This window comes from uncultured Ruminococcus sp. (genome assembly GCF_947301925.1).
GTDB lineage: Bacteria > Bacillota > Clostridia > Oscillospirales > Ruminococcaceae > Ruminococcus.
On the sequence record NZ_CAMYUE010000001.1, the window covers coordinates 120,740 to 138,863 of the forward strand.

Sequence of the window (18,124 nt, forward strand, 5' to 3'; positions counted from 1 at the left end):
ACAAACATTATAACATATTTTATCAGATAAATCAACGGCAAACGCCGCTTATTTTATACTTTGCGCAAAAACGCTCCGCAGAGCGCGGAGCGTTACAGGGATCACCAGGTCCAGCCGCTGAATCTTTTTGCGATGGACGTGCGGAGAGTTTCGTTGTTTTTCTTGCAGTACTCGTTGACAGCTGCGAGAGCTATGAGCACCATGCCTGCGAAGAACAGATATATCCACCATCTGAGTGCCATGAGGTATTCTCTTGTGGCGAATACTGTAACAGTGAAAAGGCATACCGACGAAGCGATGAACCAGGTCTTTGATCTTTGCATTATTGAAGCTATGAGCACGAATATCATTACGGTCATTACGAATATGGTGTTTGTGCCGTTGTCGAATATGACGGCGTCGAGAAGAAGTGAGACGAAGGACATAATATAGATGGCATTTGATGAGTATTTTGCAGCCTCCCTGAATTTACGCCATACAAGGCGGCATGAGAGACCTGTGAGTGCAAGAGTTGCAATGTTTATCTTGCTTACGATCTGCTTTGAATCGGGGATAAGGAAAGGCCTTGTCATAATTGCTATGGCAGCCAGGAAAGTGGTGAAGGTAAGGAGCATTGCTGCTGTTTTGGCTGAGGTGTTCTTCTTTACGAAGCAGCCGCAGTATACAGCTGCCGACATAAGTGTGAAGAATACTGCGTCGCGGCTTGTTCCGAGCATAAGACCGATGGCCAGCCAGCCCGAGAGCAGCAAGGGATCGACAATAAGCTTCTTTTCTGTCCTGATTATGATACCCTTGCCGTAAACAAGTCTGGAAACTGCCATATAGAAGCAGAGTATGCAGAACATGGTCAGGCACTTTATGAAGTCGTCGCAGGGATAATCAGTTATTGCCTCATACATGAGAATAATTGCAGTCAGAGCGGGGAGTACAGCTGTAACGTTAACGCGGAGCCTGTTTGATACTGCGAAGTGCAGCAGACAAACAGCCATGGGAACAGCGTAGAGGCAGTGCATACATGAAACCACCATGAGAATAAGACCTGCGGCTGCAAGATCGGTGTATACTGCTGCGAAAAGGTCCTGCGAGTACCATTTGCCGTCTGCTTTGGAGGATAGCCTGTCAAGTATGAAGGCTGAAACAACGAATATCAGGGCAAGTATGCACCAGCATACGAGATTGGTCTCGCCAATGGGAGTTGAAAGAAGGTCGCTTATCACCTGTGTGGAGAAACCGCAGGTGATCATGGGAAGAACAACGGCTGAGATACCTGCCGTCATGCGGACAGCTTTGCGCTTGCTGAAAATATAGGCTCCTATGACTGCCGACATCAGAATTGCTGAGGCCGTCTCGGGAACGAAAGCCTGCGAAGACGCAATGCAGAGGCAGGCTGCTGAAGCTGCTGCGGCGGTGACAAGGGTCACGCTCTCGGTGAGTATATGCTTTAATGAAGGAACATAGCGGTGGAGCAGGTAGAGTACAAATGAAGCTGCGAAGAATAGGAGGCAGCCTGATCTTTTTCCGCTGAGACTGTAGATGCTCATTGCTGCCATCAGTGCAAGGAGCAGGCTGACGATGGATTCGGCATATATGAGGGATTCCGTTTTCTTATAATGTCCGTAGAACAGAAGCTGAAAGAGAATGACCGAAATGGCGGAATATGCCTGTACCGTAGGATCGGGAAGCGCATAGAGAACGTATACCGATGCAAGTGTGCCGTATATTGTTGCGGCAACTGTGCCGACTATCTTTAAGGGAGTCTCATACTTCTTTTTGTCAGCTGCCCTGAAAAGATAGAGTGCAGCGGTGATGACGGCCTGAAGCATAATGAGAGCGGGAACAGCTCCTTCAAATGTATCGCCGATCTGGAAGGCTGTGAAGAATAACGACAGAGCCGATACGGAAAGAGCGGCGTACATAAGAGGAAGGCTCCTGTAGAGCTTTACGCCTGCGAAAAGCATTATAGCTGCCAGGGCGGATGAAGCTGCAAGGAGGGCAAAAAGTCCGTCACCCGTGAATGAAAGCCAGCTTCCCATAAGGCTGTAGTAGCCTGCCGTAAGCAAAGCTGTGGACAGGAAGCCCGTACCCAGAACATAGAATGATACTGCTGTGCCCGAGAGCCTGAGGAATCTGCTGATGATAATGCTGAGTATGAATGATACCGCGGCGGCTGCGATGATTATGGCAACTCTGCCTGTATGCGATGTGTGTACCCAGCTGGCAACTCCGAATGCAATGCCCGAAAGGACCACAAATATAGTACCTATGAGGAAGAGCACATTGGAGACTGTCATGTCGTGCTTTGCGGATTTTGTTTTCTTCTCGGAGGCGGCAAATGGAGCCGCAGTATGTCTCTGAGGAGGAGTGGGCGGATAGGGACGTGTATATATGGGAGAAGGTCCGCTGTTGGGGATCCTTCCTATATACTGCGTCCTGTCTGAGTTGTTGTTTTTATCTGAGTGCCTGACGATGCCGATTATAATGAACGGCACCGCAAAGGGAATAACAATAAACAGTGCGATTATCATATTCAGTGTCAACATATCCATCATCCTTTCCTGTGTGTCAACGCTGTTTCTGTTGTAACTATATCATAACATCTCCGCGGGATTTTTGTAAGGTGTATTTCGTCATTTTCTGAATGACAAATGTCACTGTTTTTATAGCATGACAGGTAAAATGTACCTGTGCCAAAAGTATTGAAAGAGCTGCCTGGTCGTGTTATAATATAGGCAGTCGGAGGGGCAGATTTTGAAAACTTACAAATCGAATACAATATATGAACAAAACGTTAACACAGTGTGTTCATCGTCTTCTATAACGAACTGTATAATTCGATACGTTTTTTACTTGTGATAAATTTGTGAAAAGGTAAAATCGTGCATATGCAGCTGATATATTAAGCTTTAGCTGTGCAATATGACGAAATTCAACGATGATTTTTATGGATTTCTTTTTTTGTATTGCTTTTTTATGAAACGGAAAGTATAATGAAAGTATATAAGCGTAGATGCGGATTTATATATTTATAAAAAGTTTGATTAACTGTATTGAACATTTTGTTATATTTATATATTATCGGAAATACCTTTCTTACTTTTAGAGGCTGCATATTATGAAGCCGAATTGGAGGGAATACGTTATGAAAGAGTTCTTCAGAAGTTTTAAATGCAGAAAGATAGTCCTTGCCGTTGCAGATGTATTCATTGTGTGTATTTCGGCACTGATCGCTAATTTTATTCTTTCCTTCTGGGGGAGAGAGCTTGATGCGGCACGGCTTATCGTTTCGGGAGCTGTCAGTTCCATATGCTGCATCGGCGGACTTCTCATAACAGGCGCTTACAGCAGGATGTGGAGATACTTCAACAGGCGGGATTATCTTACCTGTATTTACGGTTCTGTTGTTGGCATAGTTGTTTCCGCTTCAATAGTCTATATTATCGATAAGAGCTTTTATCCGCTTTATACATTGCTGCATCTGTGTATAATGGCTGCGGGTGTATGCCTTTTCCGTTTCTTCTTCAAGACCGCGTTCATCACTCTTGTAAAGCCCAAGGCTGTCAAGGGCAAGCGCACAATGATGATTGGCGGCGGACAGGCCTGCAGGACTATCCTCAAGGAGATACACAATGCTCAGCATTCTCCTTATGCAGGGGACAAGCAGGTGACAGTATTCGATCCTGTCTGTATCATTGATGATGATATGGACAAGGTGGGCAGCAGTATCGACGGAGTTGAGATAGTCGGTACTACAGCAGAGATATTCAGGTTCGTCAAGGAGAGAAGGATAGAGCAGATACTGTTTGCTATACCTTCGTGTCTCGATGACGAGAGAAAGCGTATACTTGATATCTGTGCCGATACGAAGATACCCGTAAAGGTTGTACCCTTCATAGGCAATCTTGTTTTTGACGAGAAGAACAAGACCATTATCCATCAGATACGCGATATCAGAGTGGAGGATCTTCTCGGACGCGAGCCCATAACCTTTGACAATGCCGATATCAGAAACTTTATCAGCGGTAAGGTTTGCATGGTCACAGGCGGCGGCGGAAGCATCGGTTCCGAGTTGGTGCGCCAGATAGCAAGGTATTCTCCCGAGAGAGTCATCATAGTGGATATATACGAGAATAACGCTTACGATATAGAGCAGGAGCTCAAAATGGACTACGGCGACGACCTGAAGCTGGTAACTCTTATTGCCTCTGTAAGGGATTATTTCCGTATGAACCAGATATTCGACACATACAAGCCTGATGTTGTTTTCCATGCGGCTGCACATAAGCATGTTCCTCTTATGGAAGTATCGCCCATGGAGGCCGTCAAGAACAATATCATCGGCACCTTCAATGTTGCCACACTTGCACAGTTCCATGACGCCGAGAAATTCGTAATGATATCCACGGACAAGGCCGTTAATCCCACAAATGTCATGGGCGCTTCAAAGCGATGCTGCGAGATGATAGTTCAGTATCTGGCACAGCAGCATGAGGGCAGGACAGAGTTCGTTACCACAAGGTTCGGCAATGTCCTCGGCTCGAACGGCTCAGTAATTCCGCTTTTCAAGAAGCAGATAGAGCAGGGAAGGCCTGTAACTGTTACACATCCTGATATAATCAGATACTTCATGACCATTCCCGAGGCTGTGAACCTCGTAATGGAGGCGGCTGCCATAGCACACGGCGGAGAGATCTTCGTCCTTGATATGGGCAAGCCCGTCAAGATAGTGACTCTTGCCGAGAATCTTATCCGTATGTACGGCAAGGAGCCCTATAAGGACGTTGAGATAAGATTCACAGGCCTGCGTCCCGGAGAGAAGATCAAGGAGGAGCTCCTTATGAATGAGGAAGGCCTCCAGAAGACTTCCAACAAGCTTATTTTCATCGGCAAGCAGATAGAGATCGACGAGTCCACATTTGCCTTCCGTCTCGACGCCCTCAGAAACGCTGCCCTTGAAAACAATGAAAAGGTCGCAGTGGACGCCCTGCACGCTATGGTGCCCACCTTCACAACTCCCGAGCAGTTCAACAGCGTTGAGCTCAGGAAGGAGATCATGGAGAAGGAAGTCGAGTCAGCGTAATTTCACCGGTTATATTCTTTTCAGAGGGTTTATGTACTGCCGTTCGCACAGTGGGCGGCAGTATTTTTTTGCCGTTTACCGGCAAAATATACCTTTTTTGAGTGACAGGTATATATATTTTGTATCAACATGAAAAAGTACGGCTGCAAGGGGGCTGTCAATATTGACAAATCGGCGGAATAGTGGTATAATTGCTAATTATAATGGAGTATTGTATATAGAGCCGAGAATGCTCTGAGGAGGAAGATATATGTCAGTTAATATTCCCGAGATATTCGCCTGCAACGTGTTCAATGAAGACGTGATGAAGAACCGTCTCCCCAAAAATGTCTACAAGGCCCTCAAGAGGACCATGCAGAACAACGAGCCCCTTGCTGATATGGCTACAGCCGATGTTGTTGCAAACACCATAAAGGAATGGGCTATCGAAAAGGGAGCTACGCATTATACTCACTGGTTCCAGCCTATGACGGGCTCTACCGCAGAGAAGCACGACTGCTTCATAAATCCGGCACCGAACGGTCTGGCTATCATGGAGTTTTCGGGCAAGGCTCTTGTGAAGGGCGAGCCTGACGCTTCGTCGTTCCCGTCGGGAGGCCTCAGAAGGACCAGCACCGCAAGAGGATATACCGCATGGGACCCCACCTCCTACTGCTTTGTCAAGGAGGGTAGTCTTTACATACCTACGGTATTCGTATCCTATACAGGCGAGGTGCTTGATAAAAAGACTCCGCTCCTCCGTTCCATGCAGGCTCTCAGCAAGACTGCCGTGCGCTTCCTGAAGCTCTTCGGCAACGACAGAGTTACAAGAGTGACTTCTACTGTGGGCGCCGAGCAGGAATACTTCCTTATAGACAAGAAAATGTACGATCAGCGTGAGGATCTTATCCTCACGGGCAGAACTCTCTTCGGAGCAAAGCCTCCCAAGGGACAGGATCTTGACGACCAGTACTTTGCAAATCTCCGCCCCAGGATCGCAGCCTATATGGCTGATCTGGACGAGGAACTGTGGAAGCTGGGCATATATTCAAAGACCAAGCACAATGAGGTCGCTCCCGCACAGCACGAAATGGCGCCTATATTCACAACCTCCAACCTTGGAACGGATCAGAACGAGCTGGCTATGGAGGTAATGGAGAAGGTCGCTCTCAGACACGGGCTGGTATGCCTCCTTCACGAGAAGCCCTTTGAGGGCGTAAACGGCTCGGGCAAGCATAATAACTGGTCAATGTCCACAAACGACGGCCAGAACCTTCTCGATCCCGGCGACACTCCCATGGATAATCTCCAGTTCCTCACCATACTATGCGCACTTATCAAGGGCGTTGACGAGTATGCGGACCTTATGAGACTTTCTGCGGCTTCCGCAGGCAACGATCACAGACTGGGCGCCGACGAGGCTCCTCCTGCTATCGTTTCCATGTTCCTGGGCGAGGAGCTTGAGGCTGTGCTTCAGGCTATCGAGGACGACGCCGTATATAAGACCAAGGCCCGCAACTTTAAGATAGGCGTGGACGCTCTGCCCTCCTTCCCCAAGGACTCCACGGACAGAAACAGGACATCGCCCTTTGCGTTCACAGGAAACCGCTTCGAGTTCAGAATGGTGGGTTCTTCCGATAATATCGCCTGCCCGAATGTACTCCTCAACACTATCGTATGCGAGGAGCTCAGCCAGTTCACGGAGATACTTGAACCCTTCAAGGGCAAGGACAACTTCGATGCCGAGGTAAGAAAGCTCCTCAAGAGCGTTATCAAGGAGCACAGAAGGATAATCTTCAACGGCGACGGCTATTCGCCCGAGTGGGTGAAGGAGGCCGAGAGAAGGGGACTTCCCAACTATGTATCCACAGTTGACTGTATGCCTCATTACACTGACGAGAAGAATATCCGTATCTTCCGCAAGTTCGAGATATACAACCAGAACGAGGTAGCTGCCAGAACGGAGATACACCTTGAAAAGTATTCCAAGACTATCCGTATCGAGGCGCGTACCATGGTGGAGATGGCGAGAAAGCAGCTCCTTCCCGCTACTCTGGATCATATTCATTCTCTCTGCGAGGCTATTGCCGCAAAGAAGCAGGTAGGCCTTACTGCCAACACTGACGAAAAGATCGCAAAGAAGCTCAATGATCTTACAGACCGCTTCTACGAGTCTATCGAGAGGCTTGAACAACGTATCGGCGAAGCAAATGCTGTTGAAGGCATTCAGAAGCAGGCCGAGTTCTTCCATGACGTTGTGCTTGCGGAAATGGATATCATGAGGAGCATAGCCGACGAGATCGAGCTGAATATGCCCTCTGCAAAGTGGCCTATCCCTTGCTATTCCGAGATAATCTACAATGTATGATAAACAGAAAGGCAGTCCGTGCGGACTGCCTTTTTTATTCACTGAAGTTATTTGTACCCTTTATGCTGAGTCCCTTGTCAAAATCATCAAGGAAGTGATGATAGTCGCTGCCGAGATGATAGGAGATAAGGGTCTGAAGGTTCACGTTTTCCACGCTGCGGAATATGTTCATGTCCACAGCAGGATTGGTCTGGCGGAGCTGTTCCAGAAGCCGCTTTATCTCCGCTCTTTTGGAGCTGCCTTCATTGCGGGTTACGCCGCAGGCACACTGTATGAAGCTCAGACCGTTGCGCTCTGCCCAGCTTATGATGTCCTTCTCCCTTACCAGATACAACGGACGGATAAGCTGTACGCCCCTGTAGTTCTCGCTGTGGAGCTTGGGCATCATGGTCTGGACCTGCGAACCGTAGAGCATACCCATTAGTATAGTTTCGATAACATCGTCGAAGTGGTGGCCGAGAGCGATCTTGTTACAGCCCAGCTCCTGAGCAGTCCTGTACAGCCAGCCTCTCCTGAGCCTTGCGCACAGGAAGCAGGGGTGCTTTTCGGCTTTTTCCGCTGACTCAAAAATACGGGTATCCATTATCCTTATGGGAAGCTCCAGCGCTGCAGCGTTTTCGATTATCCTCTGACGGTTCTCATCGGCATATCCCGGATCCATGACTATGTATTCTGCGGTGAAGTGCGTCTCGCCGTACATCTGAAGTCTCTGTATACATTTTGCCATGAGCATTGAGTCCTTGCCTCCCGAGATACAGACGGCTATCCTGTCGCCCTCGCTTATGAGCCTGTATTCCTCGATGCCCCTGCGGAACTTCGACCATATGCTTTTGCTGAATTCTCCCGTGAGCGACTTGTCTATACTTGTGTTCATGTAAGTGATCTCCTGTTATTTGTTACTATTAATATACAGCGAAAAGAGAAAGATGTCAATATATGCCGCAAAAAACAATTGCACACAGTTAACCTGTTGACTATATGCGAAAAATGCGGTATAATTAATTCATACTATATCAGTGAGTTTTATCATATATAATACATGAGGTGAATATAATGCATAAGCTTGAAAAAGATATCAACGATCTTACCAAGAATATACTTGCGGACTATGAGGGGAACAGGACTATCGACGAGGTCAAGACCTACGATCACCCTGACAACGAGATCATCATCGATATAATCGAATCCCTGAGAAGGATCGTTTTCCCCGGATACTTCCGCAATAAGAATTACAGGGTCTACACTGTCAGGAACAATATATCCATGATACTTGAGGACGTTATCTTCAAACTGATACGTCAGATCACCATAGTTCTGAGGTATGACGAGAAGTTCGTAATGCTGAACGATGACGAGATCAATGACAGAGCCGAAAGGATAACCTTTGAGTTCCTTAACAGGCTTCCCAAGATCAGGGAGTACATCGAGACCGATGTGCAGGCTGCCTATGACGGCGACCCCGCTGCATACAACAAGGACGAGATAATCTATTCCTATCCCGGACTTTATGCAATACTTGTCAACAGGCTCGCCCACGAGCTCTTCCTTCTCGGAGTGCCGCTGATCCCCCGTGTTATGACAGAGCACGCCCACAGCAAAACGGGTATAGATATCCACCCCGGAGCAACTATCGGCAGATACTTCTTCATTGACCACGGTACGGGCATAGTTATCGGTGAGACGACCGAGATAGGGGACAATGTGAAGATCTATCAGGGCGTTACTCTCGGTGCTCTTTCCACAAGGGGAGGCCAGTCGCTCAGAAACAAGAAACGTCACCCTACTATCGAGGACAACGTTACCATCTATTCGGGAGCTTCTATTCTCGGCGGCGGAACAGTTGTGGGCAAAGATGCGGTTATCGGCGGTAACGCATTTATAACACGTTCCGTTCCGGCAGGTGCAAAAGTCAGCATCAAGAATCAGGAGCTGAGATACAATTTCGATTCGCCTGTAGAGCAGGTGAAGAAAGAGGATCTTGATCCCGAGGAGAGCTGGTTCTATGTGATATGAAAAGGCGTCCGCGGTATTCGGCGTAATACCGCGGCTTTTTCAAGTACGAAAATTTTTCTGAAAAAATTTCAGAAAAAGCCTTGACAAAAAACAAAAGCCGTGATATAATATTAAAGTCGTCGGAACTGATAACCGATGAACGGAAGAAAAAGTGGGGGTTTAGCTCAGCTGGGAGAGCATCTGCCTTACAAGCAGAGGGTCACAGGTTCGAGCCCTGTAGTCCCCACCAATTCTTTGGCCTCGTAGTTCAGTTGGTTAGAACGCCTGCCTGTCACGCAGGAGGTCGACAGTTCGAGTCTGTTCGGGGTCGCCATTATGCGGATTTAGCTCATCTGGTAGAGCGCCACCTTGCCAAGGTGGAGGTAGCGAGTTCGAGCCTCGTAATCCGCTCCAAAGACGGCGCTATAGCCAAGTGGTAAGGCGTGGGTCTGCAACACCCTGATCCCCAGTTCAAATCTGGGTGGCGCCTCCAGAAGCACTTGCAAATGCAGGTGCTTTTTTTAGTTTATGAAGCGTTTCCTCAATATGCTGAGGAAGCGCTTTTTATGTATGGAGGAATTGTGAATAGAGTAGTTATAAAAAATGTATGTTTTGTGTAAAACGCAGATTGAAAAAGGTTGAAATTTGTGATAAAATGATATATAAATATTTTTATAGGGGGAATTGCCATGGAAAAAAACAAGTTCAGGCGTTTTCTTAGTGTAGTAACATCACTGTTTATTGTGGGAGCGGTGCCGATTGCTGCACATAGGATGAAGCCTGCAAACAACGGAGCACAGCCTGTGACCGATGATAACAGAGCAGAGCTCCTGGGTATCTCTGATGCTAACGAGTATTTCCTCGGTGCGGCATCGCAGTTTTCCGTTTTCCTTCAGGATGATTTCGCGGCTTACGGCTCTGACTGTGAGGGAAGGCTGGCAGCAGGCGGCAACGCCAATATGGGCGATCCTGTTTCCTACTCCGTGGGCGCCAAGCTGGAGGAAGGTACAAAGGCGGCTCAGGTCGTGATCGGCGGCGATACGCTCCGGAGCTTTCAGCCTGACGAGAAGCGATTTGTTGTAGGAAGCGAGGGCTCTGTTAGTGAAGAGATCAAGCACTTTGCCGATGAAGGCCAGTGCGAGATATTCGTTGGACAGCTTATCGACTTCGATAAGGAGTTCGCGCTTCTGCGTGAGCGAAGCAAGTACCTCTCGGAGCTTGAGCCCAATGCCAATCTTGGTATCGCTCAGTACTACGAAAAGGGCTGGACGATCACGGGAAACGACGAAAACCTCAATGTAATCACTCTGACTCCGGAACAGGCGGAGATATTCAACGACGGCTACTTACAGGTGGATGTGTATATCCCCGAGGGCTCGTATCTTGTTATCAATGTTCCGGGTGATGATGTAAAGCTTCCGCTTATGAATATGAAGCTGTACGACAGTAAAGGAAACTTCATAAAGGACAAGGGAGAAAACTTCCCTGTGCTGTATAATCTGACCGAGGCCACCAAGTTCAAATACATGGGCTCCATACAGGGTTCCACTCTTGCTCCCGATGCAGACGGAAGCGGTGACGAGGGCGGACACGTTGCGGGAGCGACTATAGCCAAGTCCTTTGCTGGCGGAATACAGTTTGGTTACTCGGCCTTTAATCCCAAGATGCTTAGCGCAACGGAGGTAATGACTACAACCACAACACCTACCACCACAACGACAACAACAACGACTACAACTACTACCACAACTACAACGACTACCACGACAACTACCAGCACAACAACTACTACTTCAACCACGACAACCACCACAACGACTACTACCACAACTACCACCACAACAACGACAACCACAACAACAACAACTACCACCACAACAACGACAACGACAACGACAACAACGACAACAACGACTACGACTACCACCACCACAACGACTACTACGACAACGACAACAACGACTACGACTACAACCACCACAACGACTACTACGACAACGACAACAACGACTACGACTACCACCACCACAACGACTACTACGACAACGACAACAACGACTACGACTACAACCACCACAACGACTACTACGACAACGACAACGACTACGACTACAACCACCACGACAACGACCACCACAACGACTACTACGACAACCACGACAACGACTACCACGACTTTCACGACAACTACTTCCACCACCACAACAACCACGACCTCCACCACTACAACAACCACAACCACGACGACAACAGCGGCAAGCACAACATCGACCACTACTACCACATCAGCCAAAAAGACTACCAAGACCAATTCTCCCAAAACAGGAGACACACCTGTCTGCGGTATCGCGGCAGTGCTGGGCGTATCGGTCGCAGTCCTTGCAGTATCAAGAAAACGCAGGGATAAATAAAGCTTGAAAGGCACCTTCGGGTGCCTTTTTTGTTATGGGAATATATTTTTTTTAACAGTATATTTTTTTGAAAAAACACTTGCATATTTCTCCGTAATATTATATAATATAAATTGTATGGGCTTTTTGCCCTTATATCGTTATTTATTTTTTTAAGCAATGATCTGCGGCGTAAAGCTGCAGCGATACTGAGGAGAATAATATGAAAAAACTGAACGGTATAAAGCTGAAACACCGCAAGAATACGGAAAACAGCTCTACTGTAGTATTTCCAGTACCCGAAAAGGTGAGGATACCCATGTCCATGACAATGGGCGCTCCCTGTCAGCCTCTTGTAAAGGTTGGAGACGAGGTAAAGGTGGGACAAAAGATAGGCGATACTGACGCCGCTTTCAGTGCCCCTGTTCACTCGGGCGTTTCGGGAAAGGTAACGGCAATAACCGATTACCGCAATGCTATGGGTGTTGTCTGTAAGATGATAGAGATCGAGTCTGACGGCCTTCAGACCGTATCCGACGAGGTTAAGCCTCCTGTAGTTACCGATAAGGAGAGCTTTGTCAAGGCTGTCCGCGAGAGCGGCGCCTGCGGACTGGGCGGTGCTGGCTTCCCCACACATATAAAGCTCAATCCCAAGGCAGAGATAGATACGCTTATTATCAATGCCGCTGAGTGCGAGCCCTACATAACAGCCGATTATCGGGAGATGATGGAAAATCCCGATGATATCATAAACGGTATCAAGCTTCTGAAATCACAGCTCGGCATCAAGAGAGCAAAGCTTGCCATAGAGGCCAACAAGCCCGAAGCTATAAAGAACTTCACAGCTATGGCTGAGAATGACGATACCATAGATATAATAACTCTGCCGTCGTCCTATCCCCAGGGAGCAGAAAAGGTCATCATTTATAATTCCACGGGAAGGATAGTCAACGAGGGCGAGCTTCCTGCCGATTCGGGCGTAATTGTTATAAATGTATCAACCATAGCCTTCCTTTACCGTTATATGCAGACAGGTATGCCTCTTGTGACGCGCCGTCTCACCATTGACGGCAACGCTGTAGGTGAGCCCAAGAATGTTCAGGCTGTCATCGGCACATCGTTCAGGGAGCTCCTTGAATTCTGCAAGGCGGACATTGATTCCATAAAGAAGCTTATAGCAGGCGGTCCCATGATGGGAATGAGCATACCTGATATAGATATGCCCGTTGTCAAGACTTCCAACGCACTGCTGGCTATAAATCACTACGACGAGCGCAAGACCTCATCGTGTATACGCTGCGGACGATGCGTCAGGGTATGCCCTCTGGGACTTATGCCTGCCGATATCGACAGAGCGTACAGGATACGCAATGTTGAGGAGCTCAAGGAGCTGAAGGTGCTGCTCTGCATGAACTGCGGAAGCTGTACATATGTATGCCCCGCAAACAGAAAGCTTGCGGAGACCAATCAGCTTGCAAAAGCGCTCATACCAAGAAAGTAAGGAGGCGGAGAGATAATGAACAAGCTTATCGTTTCGCCGTCGCCCCACGACGAAAATTATGTAAAAACGTCCAACATAATGCTGAATGTTATAATCGCGCTTCTTCCTGCGTGGGGAGCTGCGATATACTTCTTCGGACTGCGCGTTATACCTCTTACGGCGGTATGTATCGGAAGCTGCATATTCTTCGAGTATGTATGCAGACGTATGATGAAGCGCGACAATACCATAACAGACCTTTCCGCTGTAGTAACAGGTCTTATACTTGCAATGAACCTTCCTGTGACTCTGCCGTACTGGATGGCAGTGATAGGCTCATTCGTTGCCATAGTCATAGTTAAGCAGCTCTTCGGCGGTCTGGGACAGAACTTTGCAAATCCTGCCATCACCGCACGAATTGTCCTCATGGTAAGTTTCCCAGCGGCAATGACCAATTGGGTGCTTCCTCTTACAGGTAAGGCTGACGCAGTATCGGGAGCTACTCCTCTTGTACTGAAGGGCATGAGCAGTGACAAGCTCAGCGAGATCGGTCAGAGCGTACCAAGCTATCTTGATCTTTTCCTTGGAAAAACAGGCGGCTGTCTCGGCGAGACCTGTGCTCTTGCGCTTCTTATCGGCGGACTTTATCTTGCAGCAAGGCGTATAATCTCTCTTGCAGCTCCTGTTTCATTCATAGGAAGTCTCTTTATACTGAGCTGGATAGCAGGGGAGGATCCCGTATATCAGATACTTGCAGGCGGCGTGTTCCTCGGAGCCTTCTTCATGGCTACGGACTATGCCACAACGCCCATAACCACAAAGGGCAAGATCGTATTCGGACTTGGCTGCGGTATCATCACATTTGTAATAAGGCATTTTGGTTCCTATCCCGAGGGCGTATCCTTCTCGATACTCCTTATGAACGTGCTGACTCCCTATATCGAGCAGCTCACAAGGACAAAGGTGCTTGGCGCAAAGGAGGCTGAGAAAAATGAAGGATAAAGTAAAGCCTACAATAGTTCTCACTCTGATATGCGTTATAGCTTCTCTGCTCCTGGTATTTGCCTATGAGCTCACAAAGGACAGGATCGCCGATCAGAAGGCGGATAAATTCAACAGCAGCGTTGAGACTCTTTTCGGAAAGACCGAAAGCAAGGTAGTTTCGCTGAAATGCGGATATGACGAAGTACAGACCATTGCCGTTACTCCCGACAAGAAGACGGTCATTCAGGTATGTACGGACGGCTACTCCAAGGGCGGTATAAACATACTTGTAGGTATAGACGAAAATGGTGCTATTTCCGGCATAGAGTTCGTATCTCTCGGTGAGACTCCGGGCCTCGGCTCTAAGGTCCGCGATCAGGAGGACTTCCGCAAGCAGTTCTACGGACTTACACAGCCTTCCGACTCTTTCGACGCCATAAGCGGCGCAACTTTCTCATCAAAGGGTATGAAGCACGCAGTAGATACTGCACTTAAAGTATACAACGAAAACAAGGAGGCGATAATCGGTGGCTGAAAATAAAACATCACTTGTAAAAGAGCTTACAAAAGGCGTTATAAAAGAAAACCCCACACTGGTAATGCTCCTTGGAATGTGTCCTACACTTGCGGTTACAACACAGGCAATGAACGGCATAGGTATGGGACTTGCGACTACCTTCGTGCTCCTTGGTTCAAATATAGTAATATCAGCGCTGAGAAAGGTAATACCCGACAAGGTCAGGATACCTGCATTCATCGTAGTTATCGCAAGCTTTGTTACACTTATCGGTTTCCTGCTTGAGGGCTTCGTGCCCAGCCTTTATGACAGTCTTGGCATATATCTCACCCTTATAACCGTAAACTGTATCATATTCGGCAGAGCTGAGATGTTCGCCAGCAAGAACGGCGTTATCGCATCGGCCTGCGATGCAATAGGAATGGGCATAGGCTTTACTCTTGCCCTGTTCCTGATGGGCTCCGTCCGCGAGATAATAGGCGCAGGACAGTGGATGGGAATATCTATCCCTGTTATACACGATACCCCCATGCTTCTGTTCATCATGCCTGCGGGAGGATTTTTCACTCTGGGTGTGATAATCGCAGCAGTAAACAAGCTTTCAAAGAAGAAGCCGCCCAAGGAGATAAGCTGTGACAGCTGTCCCAATGCGGAGGCTTGCGGAAAGGCAGGTGGCTGTCAGTGAAAACCATGATCGTTATACTTCTCTCGGCAATGCTGACAGATAACTTTGTACTTTCAAAGTTTATGGGAATATGTCCCTTCCTCGGCGTATCCAAGAAGCTGGACAGTGCATCGGGAATGGGGATTGCAGTTACCTTTGTAATGATCTGTGCAACTCTTGTGACCTATCCCATACATCACGGTATACTTGTTCCCAACGGACTTGAATACTTTGACACAGTTGTATTCATACTTGTTATCGCTCTGTTCGTTCAGCTGGTGGAGAACTTCCTGAAGAAGTGCGTACCTTCGCTGTATAAATCCCTGGGCGTGTATCTGCCGCTGATAACCACAAACTGTGCTGTTCTCGGCGTTACGGTCCTCAATATCGACAACGAGTACAGCTTCTTCAATTCAATAATCAACGCTCTCGGCGGCGGACTTGGCTTTATGCTTGCTCTGGTAATATTCTCGGGAGTACGCAAAAAGCTTGAATACGCCGATATCCCCGAGACATTCAAGGGCGTGCCCGCAACGCTCATCGCCGCTTCCATAGTTTCCGTAAGCTTTATGGGCTTCTCGGGACTTTTCAGCTAAGGAGGTGCAGGAATGACAACATATCTTATACCTGCTCTTATCCTCGGAGGCTGCGGAATACTGGCAGGAGTGCTTCTTACTATAGCTGCAAAGGTATTCCATGTTGAAGTGGACGAGAGGATAGAGAAGATCGCCGAATCCCTGCCCCAGGCCAACTGCGGTGCCTGCGGCTATGCAGGCTGTGCGGACTACGCCGCAGCTATCGTCGAGAAGGGCGCTGCTACTAATCTCTGCCGTCCCGGCGGAGCCGACGCAGCGGGCAAGATCGCCGCAATACTCGGAACAGCCGCAGCAGAGGTAGTTCCCATGACTGCTGTTGTACACTGCAGCGGCGACTGCGAAGCCACATCTCAGGCATTTTACTTTGACGGAGTTCAGTCATGTAAGGCTGTAAAGCGTTTCTACGGCGGAAACGGAATGTGCAAATACGGCTGTATCGGTCTCGGAGACTGTATGAACGTCTGCGAGCATGACGCCATAAAGATCGTAAACGGTGTTGCGAAAGTCACACCTGCACTCTGCGGAGCCTGCGGACAGTGCGCAGCTGCCTGTCCCAATCAGCTCATAACCATAAAGCCGCTTTCAAAGCATATCGACGTTCTGTGCTCATCGGGAGACAACGGAAAAGCAACAAAGCTGGTATGCAAGAACGGCTGTATCGGCTGTAAGATCTGTGAGAAGAAATGTCCCAATGAGGCTATTATCGTCAATAACTTCCACGCATCTATCGACTACAGCAAGTGCACCAACTGCGGAGCCTGCATGGCAGCCTGTCCTGCGAAGGTCATTCACAGCAGTGAGGTCAAAGCGCAATAAAACGAAAGCCGCTGTCATACAGCGGCTTTTATAATAACACAAAGAGAAAAGCTTCCCGTGAAGGGAAGCTTTTTGAAGTGCGGATAACAGGACTTGAACCTGCATGAACTTGCGTTCATATGGACCTGAACCATACGCGTCTGCCAATTCCGCCATATCCGCATATTGTCTGTGATTTTTACCCGGCTCAGACTTGCCGGGGCGGACCGTATCAACGGCTGTTCCGCAGTACCTAAATATTTTACCACATTACAGGACGTTTGTCAAGTGTTTTTTTGAAAAAAATTGATATCAGCGGCGGAAGATGTTCTGACGTACATTATATGTTGCAGTTTCCCGTGATATATGATATAATTTTAAGTAATATGCCCCTGCCGAAAGGAGAAGCCATGCATTTTGTCGAAGCAAAAGGGATACTTTCGTCTCATAACGGTATGAATATATACCGCGGCTGTACTCACGGCTGTATTTACTGCGACAGCCGCAGCCTGTGTTATAATATGTCTCACGCATTTGAGGATATAGAGGTCAAGATAAATGCGCCGCAGCTCCTTGAAAAAGCGCTGCGCTCAAAGCGCAAGCGGTGTATGATAGGGACGGGAGCCATGGGTGACCCATATATCCCTGCTGAAAAGGAGCTGAAGCTCACAAGGCGCTGTCTTGAGCTTATAGAGCAGTATAGCTTCGGTGTTGCATTGCAGACCAAGTCCGATCTTGTGCTTCGTGATACTGACCTTCTTTCAGCAATCAACGAAGATCAGAAGGCGGTGGTCCAGATGACCATGACCACATTTGACGACGAGCTGTGCCGTATCATCGAGCCCGGAGTATGTCCCACAAGCCGCCGCTTCGAGGTGCTTTCGGAGATGAAGAAACAGAGGATACCCACTGTTGTCTGGCTTTCTCCCTTCCTGCCGTATATAAACGATACCGAGGAAAATCTCATGGGACTTCTCGGGTACTGTGCCGAGGCAGGCGTAAAGGGGATAATCTGTTACGGCATCGGCACAACTATGCGTGACGGCAGCAGGGAATATTTTTATTCAGCCCTTGACAGGCATTTCAAGGGCCTTTCCGACAGATACCGCCGTGAATACGGACTCTCATATGAGGCGGTCAGTCCGTATAATGACAGGCTGATGGCTATTTTCGGCGAATTCTGTGAAAAGTACGGTATAATGCACGACAATGGACAGTGTTTCCGTTATCTGGAGGAGCTTCCCGAGAAATTCGAGCAGCTGACATTATTCTGACAGGAGAT

General features: G+C 48.1%; 13 protein-coding genes and 5 tRNA genes. 15 read left to right on the forward strand and 3 right to left on the reverse strand.

The window, feature by feature from the left end; translation table 11 throughout:
- Window positions 1–101: 101 nt before the first annotated feature.
- The gene (locus Q0Y65_RS00525; protein ID WP_297955460.1) at window positions 102–2,540 is read right to left on the reverse strand and encodes a hypothetical protein; all 2,439 of its coding nucleotides are present in this window, start codon (window positions 2,538–2,540) and stop codon (window positions 102–104) included.
- Between the two features lie 599 nt (window positions 2,541–3,139).
- Here Q0Y65_RS00525 and Q0Y65_RS00530 point away from each other — a divergent pair.
- Both Q0Y65_RS00530 and Q0Y65_RS00535 read left to right on the forward strand, forming a co-directional pair.
- Window positions 3,140–5,077: a nucleoside-diphosphate sugar epimerase/dehydratase gene (locus Q0Y65_RS00530; RefSeq protein ID WP_297955463.1), complete on the forward strand. Its 1,938-nt coding sequence runs from the start codon at window positions 3,140–3,142 to the stop codon at window positions 5,075–5,077.
- Window positions 5,078–5,327: 250 nt separating this feature from the next.
- Complete coding sequence (locus Q0Y65_RS00535) at window positions 5,328–7,424, forward strand: glutamine synthetase III (RefSeq protein WP_297955465.1); 2,097 nt, start codon at window positions 5,328–5,330, stop codon at window positions 7,422–7,424.
- A 34-nt stretch (window positions 7,425–7,458) separates the two neighbouring features.
- On the opposite strand, the gene Q0Y65_RS00540 is transcribed toward Q0Y65_RS00535, so the two are convergent.
- The gene (locus Q0Y65_RS00540) at window positions 7,459–8,298 is read right to left on the reverse strand and encodes an ATP-binding protein (RefSeq protein ID WP_297955467.1); all 840 of its coding nucleotides are present in this window, start codon (window positions 8,296–8,298) and stop codon (window positions 7,459–7,461) included.
- Window positions 8,299–8,477: 179 nt separating this feature from the next.
- On the opposite strand from Q0Y65_RS00540, the gene epsC reads away from it, so the two are divergent.
- From epsC to Q0Y65_RS00600, 12 genes are all read left to right on the forward strand, one after another.
- On the forward strand, window positions 8,478–9,437 hold the full coding sequence (gene epsC, locus Q0Y65_RS00545) for a serine O-acetyltransferase EpsC (protein ID WP_297955470.1): 960 nt from the start codon (window positions 8,478–8,480) through the stop codon (window positions 9,435–9,437).
- 153 nt (window positions 9,438–9,590) lie between these two features.
- A tRNA-Val gene (locus Q0Y65_RS00550) sits at window positions 9,591–9,666 on the forward strand.
- 7 nt (window positions 9,667–9,673) lie between these two features.
- Window positions 9,674–9,750 (forward strand) — tRNA-Asp (locus Q0Y65_RS00555).
- 4 nt (window positions 9,751–9,754) lie between these two features.
- Window positions 9,755–9,830, forward strand: a tRNA-Gly gene (locus tag Q0Y65_RS00560).
- A gap of 5 nt (window positions 9,831–9,835) precedes the next feature.
- A tRNA-Cys gene (locus Q0Y65_RS00565) sits at window positions 9,836–9,909 on the forward strand.
- Between the two features lie 196 nt (window positions 9,910–10,105).
- Window positions 10,106–11,827, forward strand: coding sequence for a choice-of-anchor A family protein (locus Q0Y65_RS00570; protein ID WP_297955472.1), 1,722 nt, complete (start codon window positions 10,106–10,108; stop codon window positions 11,825–11,827).
- Window positions 11,828–12,029: 202 nt separating this feature from the next.
- Window positions 12,030–13,307 carry an electron transport complex subunit RsxC gene (gene rsxC / locus Q0Y65_RS00575; RefSeq protein ID WP_297955474.1) on the forward strand — a complete coding sequence of 426 codons (1,278 nt, stop codon included), beginning with the start codon at window positions 12,030–12,032 and terminating at the stop codon, window positions 13,305–13,307.
- A gap of 15 nt (window positions 13,308–13,322) precedes the next feature.
- Window positions 13,323–14,288, forward strand: coding sequence for an RnfABCDGE type electron transport complex subunit D (locus Q0Y65_RS00580; RefSeq protein WP_297955476.1), 966 nt, complete (start codon window positions 13,323–13,325; stop codon window positions 14,286–14,288).
- Window positions 14,278–14,805, forward strand: a complete 528-nt coding sequence (locus Q0Y65_RS00585) for an FMN-binding protein (RefSeq protein WP_297955479.1) — start codon at window positions 14,278–14,280, stop codon at window positions 14,803–14,805. The genes Q0Y65_RS00580 and Q0Y65_RS00585 overlap by 11 nt, the downstream gene beginning before the upstream one ends.
- Window positions 14,798–15,472 carry an electron transport complex subunit RsxE gene (locus tag Q0Y65_RS00590; protein ID WP_297955481.1) on the forward strand — a complete coding sequence of 225 codons (675 nt, stop codon included), beginning with the start codon at window positions 14,798–14,800 and terminating at the stop codon, window positions 15,470–15,472. The genes Q0Y65_RS00585 and Q0Y65_RS00590 overlap by 8 nt, the downstream gene beginning before the upstream one ends.
- Window positions 15,469–16,047: an electron transport complex protein RnfA gene (locus Q0Y65_RS00595; protein WP_297955483.1), complete on the forward strand. Its 579-nt coding sequence runs from the start codon at window positions 15,469–15,471 to the stop codon at window positions 16,045–16,047. The genes Q0Y65_RS00590 and Q0Y65_RS00595 overlap by 4 nt, the downstream gene beginning before the upstream one ends.
- Before the next feature lie 12 nt (window positions 16,048–16,059).
- Window positions 16,060–16,863, forward strand: coding sequence for an RnfABCDGE type electron transport complex subunit B (locus Q0Y65_RS00600; RefSeq protein WP_297955485.1), 804 nt, complete (start codon window positions 16,060–16,062; stop codon window positions 16,861–16,863).
- Window positions 16,864–16,941: 78 nt separating this feature from the next.
- Here the strand turns inward: Q0Y65_RS00600 and Q0Y65_RS00605 are convergent.
- A tRNA-Leu gene (locus tag Q0Y65_RS00605) sits at window positions 16,942–17,025 on the reverse strand.
- A 227-nt stretch (window positions 17,026–17,252) separates the two neighbouring features.
- Here Q0Y65_RS00605 and Q0Y65_RS00610 point away from each other — a divergent pair.
- Window positions 17,253–18,116: a radical SAM protein gene (locus tag Q0Y65_RS00610; RefSeq protein ID WP_297955487.1), complete on the forward strand. Its 864-nt coding sequence runs from the start codon at window positions 17,253–17,255 to the stop codon at window positions 18,114–18,116.
- Window positions 18,117–18,124 lie beyond the last annotated feature (8 nt).

Coding starts and splice junctions, on each gene's coding strand:
- Q0Y65_RS00525 (WP_297955460.1), bottom strand. CDS start 2,540: ATGTTGACACTGAATATGATAATCGCACTGTTTATTGTTATTCCCTTT.
- Q0Y65_RS00530 (WP_297955463.1), top strand. CDS start 3,140: ATGAAAGAGTTCTTCAGAAGTTTTAAATGCAGAAAGATAGTCCTTGCC.
- Q0Y65_RS00535 (WP_297955465.1), top strand. CDS start 5,328: ATGTCAGTTAATATTCCCGAGATATTCGCCTGCAACGTGTTCAATGAA.
- Q0Y65_RS00540 (WP_297955467.1), bottom strand. CDS start 8,298: ATGAACACAAGTATAGACAAGTCGCTCACGGGAGAATTCAGCAAAAGC.
- epsC (WP_297955470.1), top strand. CDS start 8,478: ATGCATAAGCTTGAAAAAGATATCAACGATCTTACCAAGAATATACTT.
- Q0Y65_RS00570 (WP_297955472.1), top strand. CDS start 10,106: ATGGAAAAAAACAAGTTCAGGCGTTTTCTTAGTGTAGTAACATCACTG.
- rsxC (WP_297955474.1), top strand. CDS start 12,030: ATGAAAAAACTGAACGGTATAAAGCTGAAACACCGCAAGAATACGGAA.
- Q0Y65_RS00580 (WP_297955476.1), top strand. CDS start 13,323: ATGAACAAGCTTATCGTTTCGCCGTCGCCCCACGACGAAAATTATGTA.
- Q0Y65_RS00585 (WP_297955479.1), top strand. CDS start 14,278: ATGAAGGATAAAGTAAAGCCTACAATAGTTCTCACTCTGATATGCGTT.
- Q0Y65_RS00600 (WP_297955485.1), top strand. CDS start 16,060: ATGACAACATATCTTATACCTGCTCTTATCCTCGGAGGCTGCGGAATA.
- Q0Y65_RS00610 (WP_297955487.1), top strand. CDS start 17,253: ATGCATTTTGTCGAAGCAAAAGGGATACTTTCGTCTCATAACGGTATG.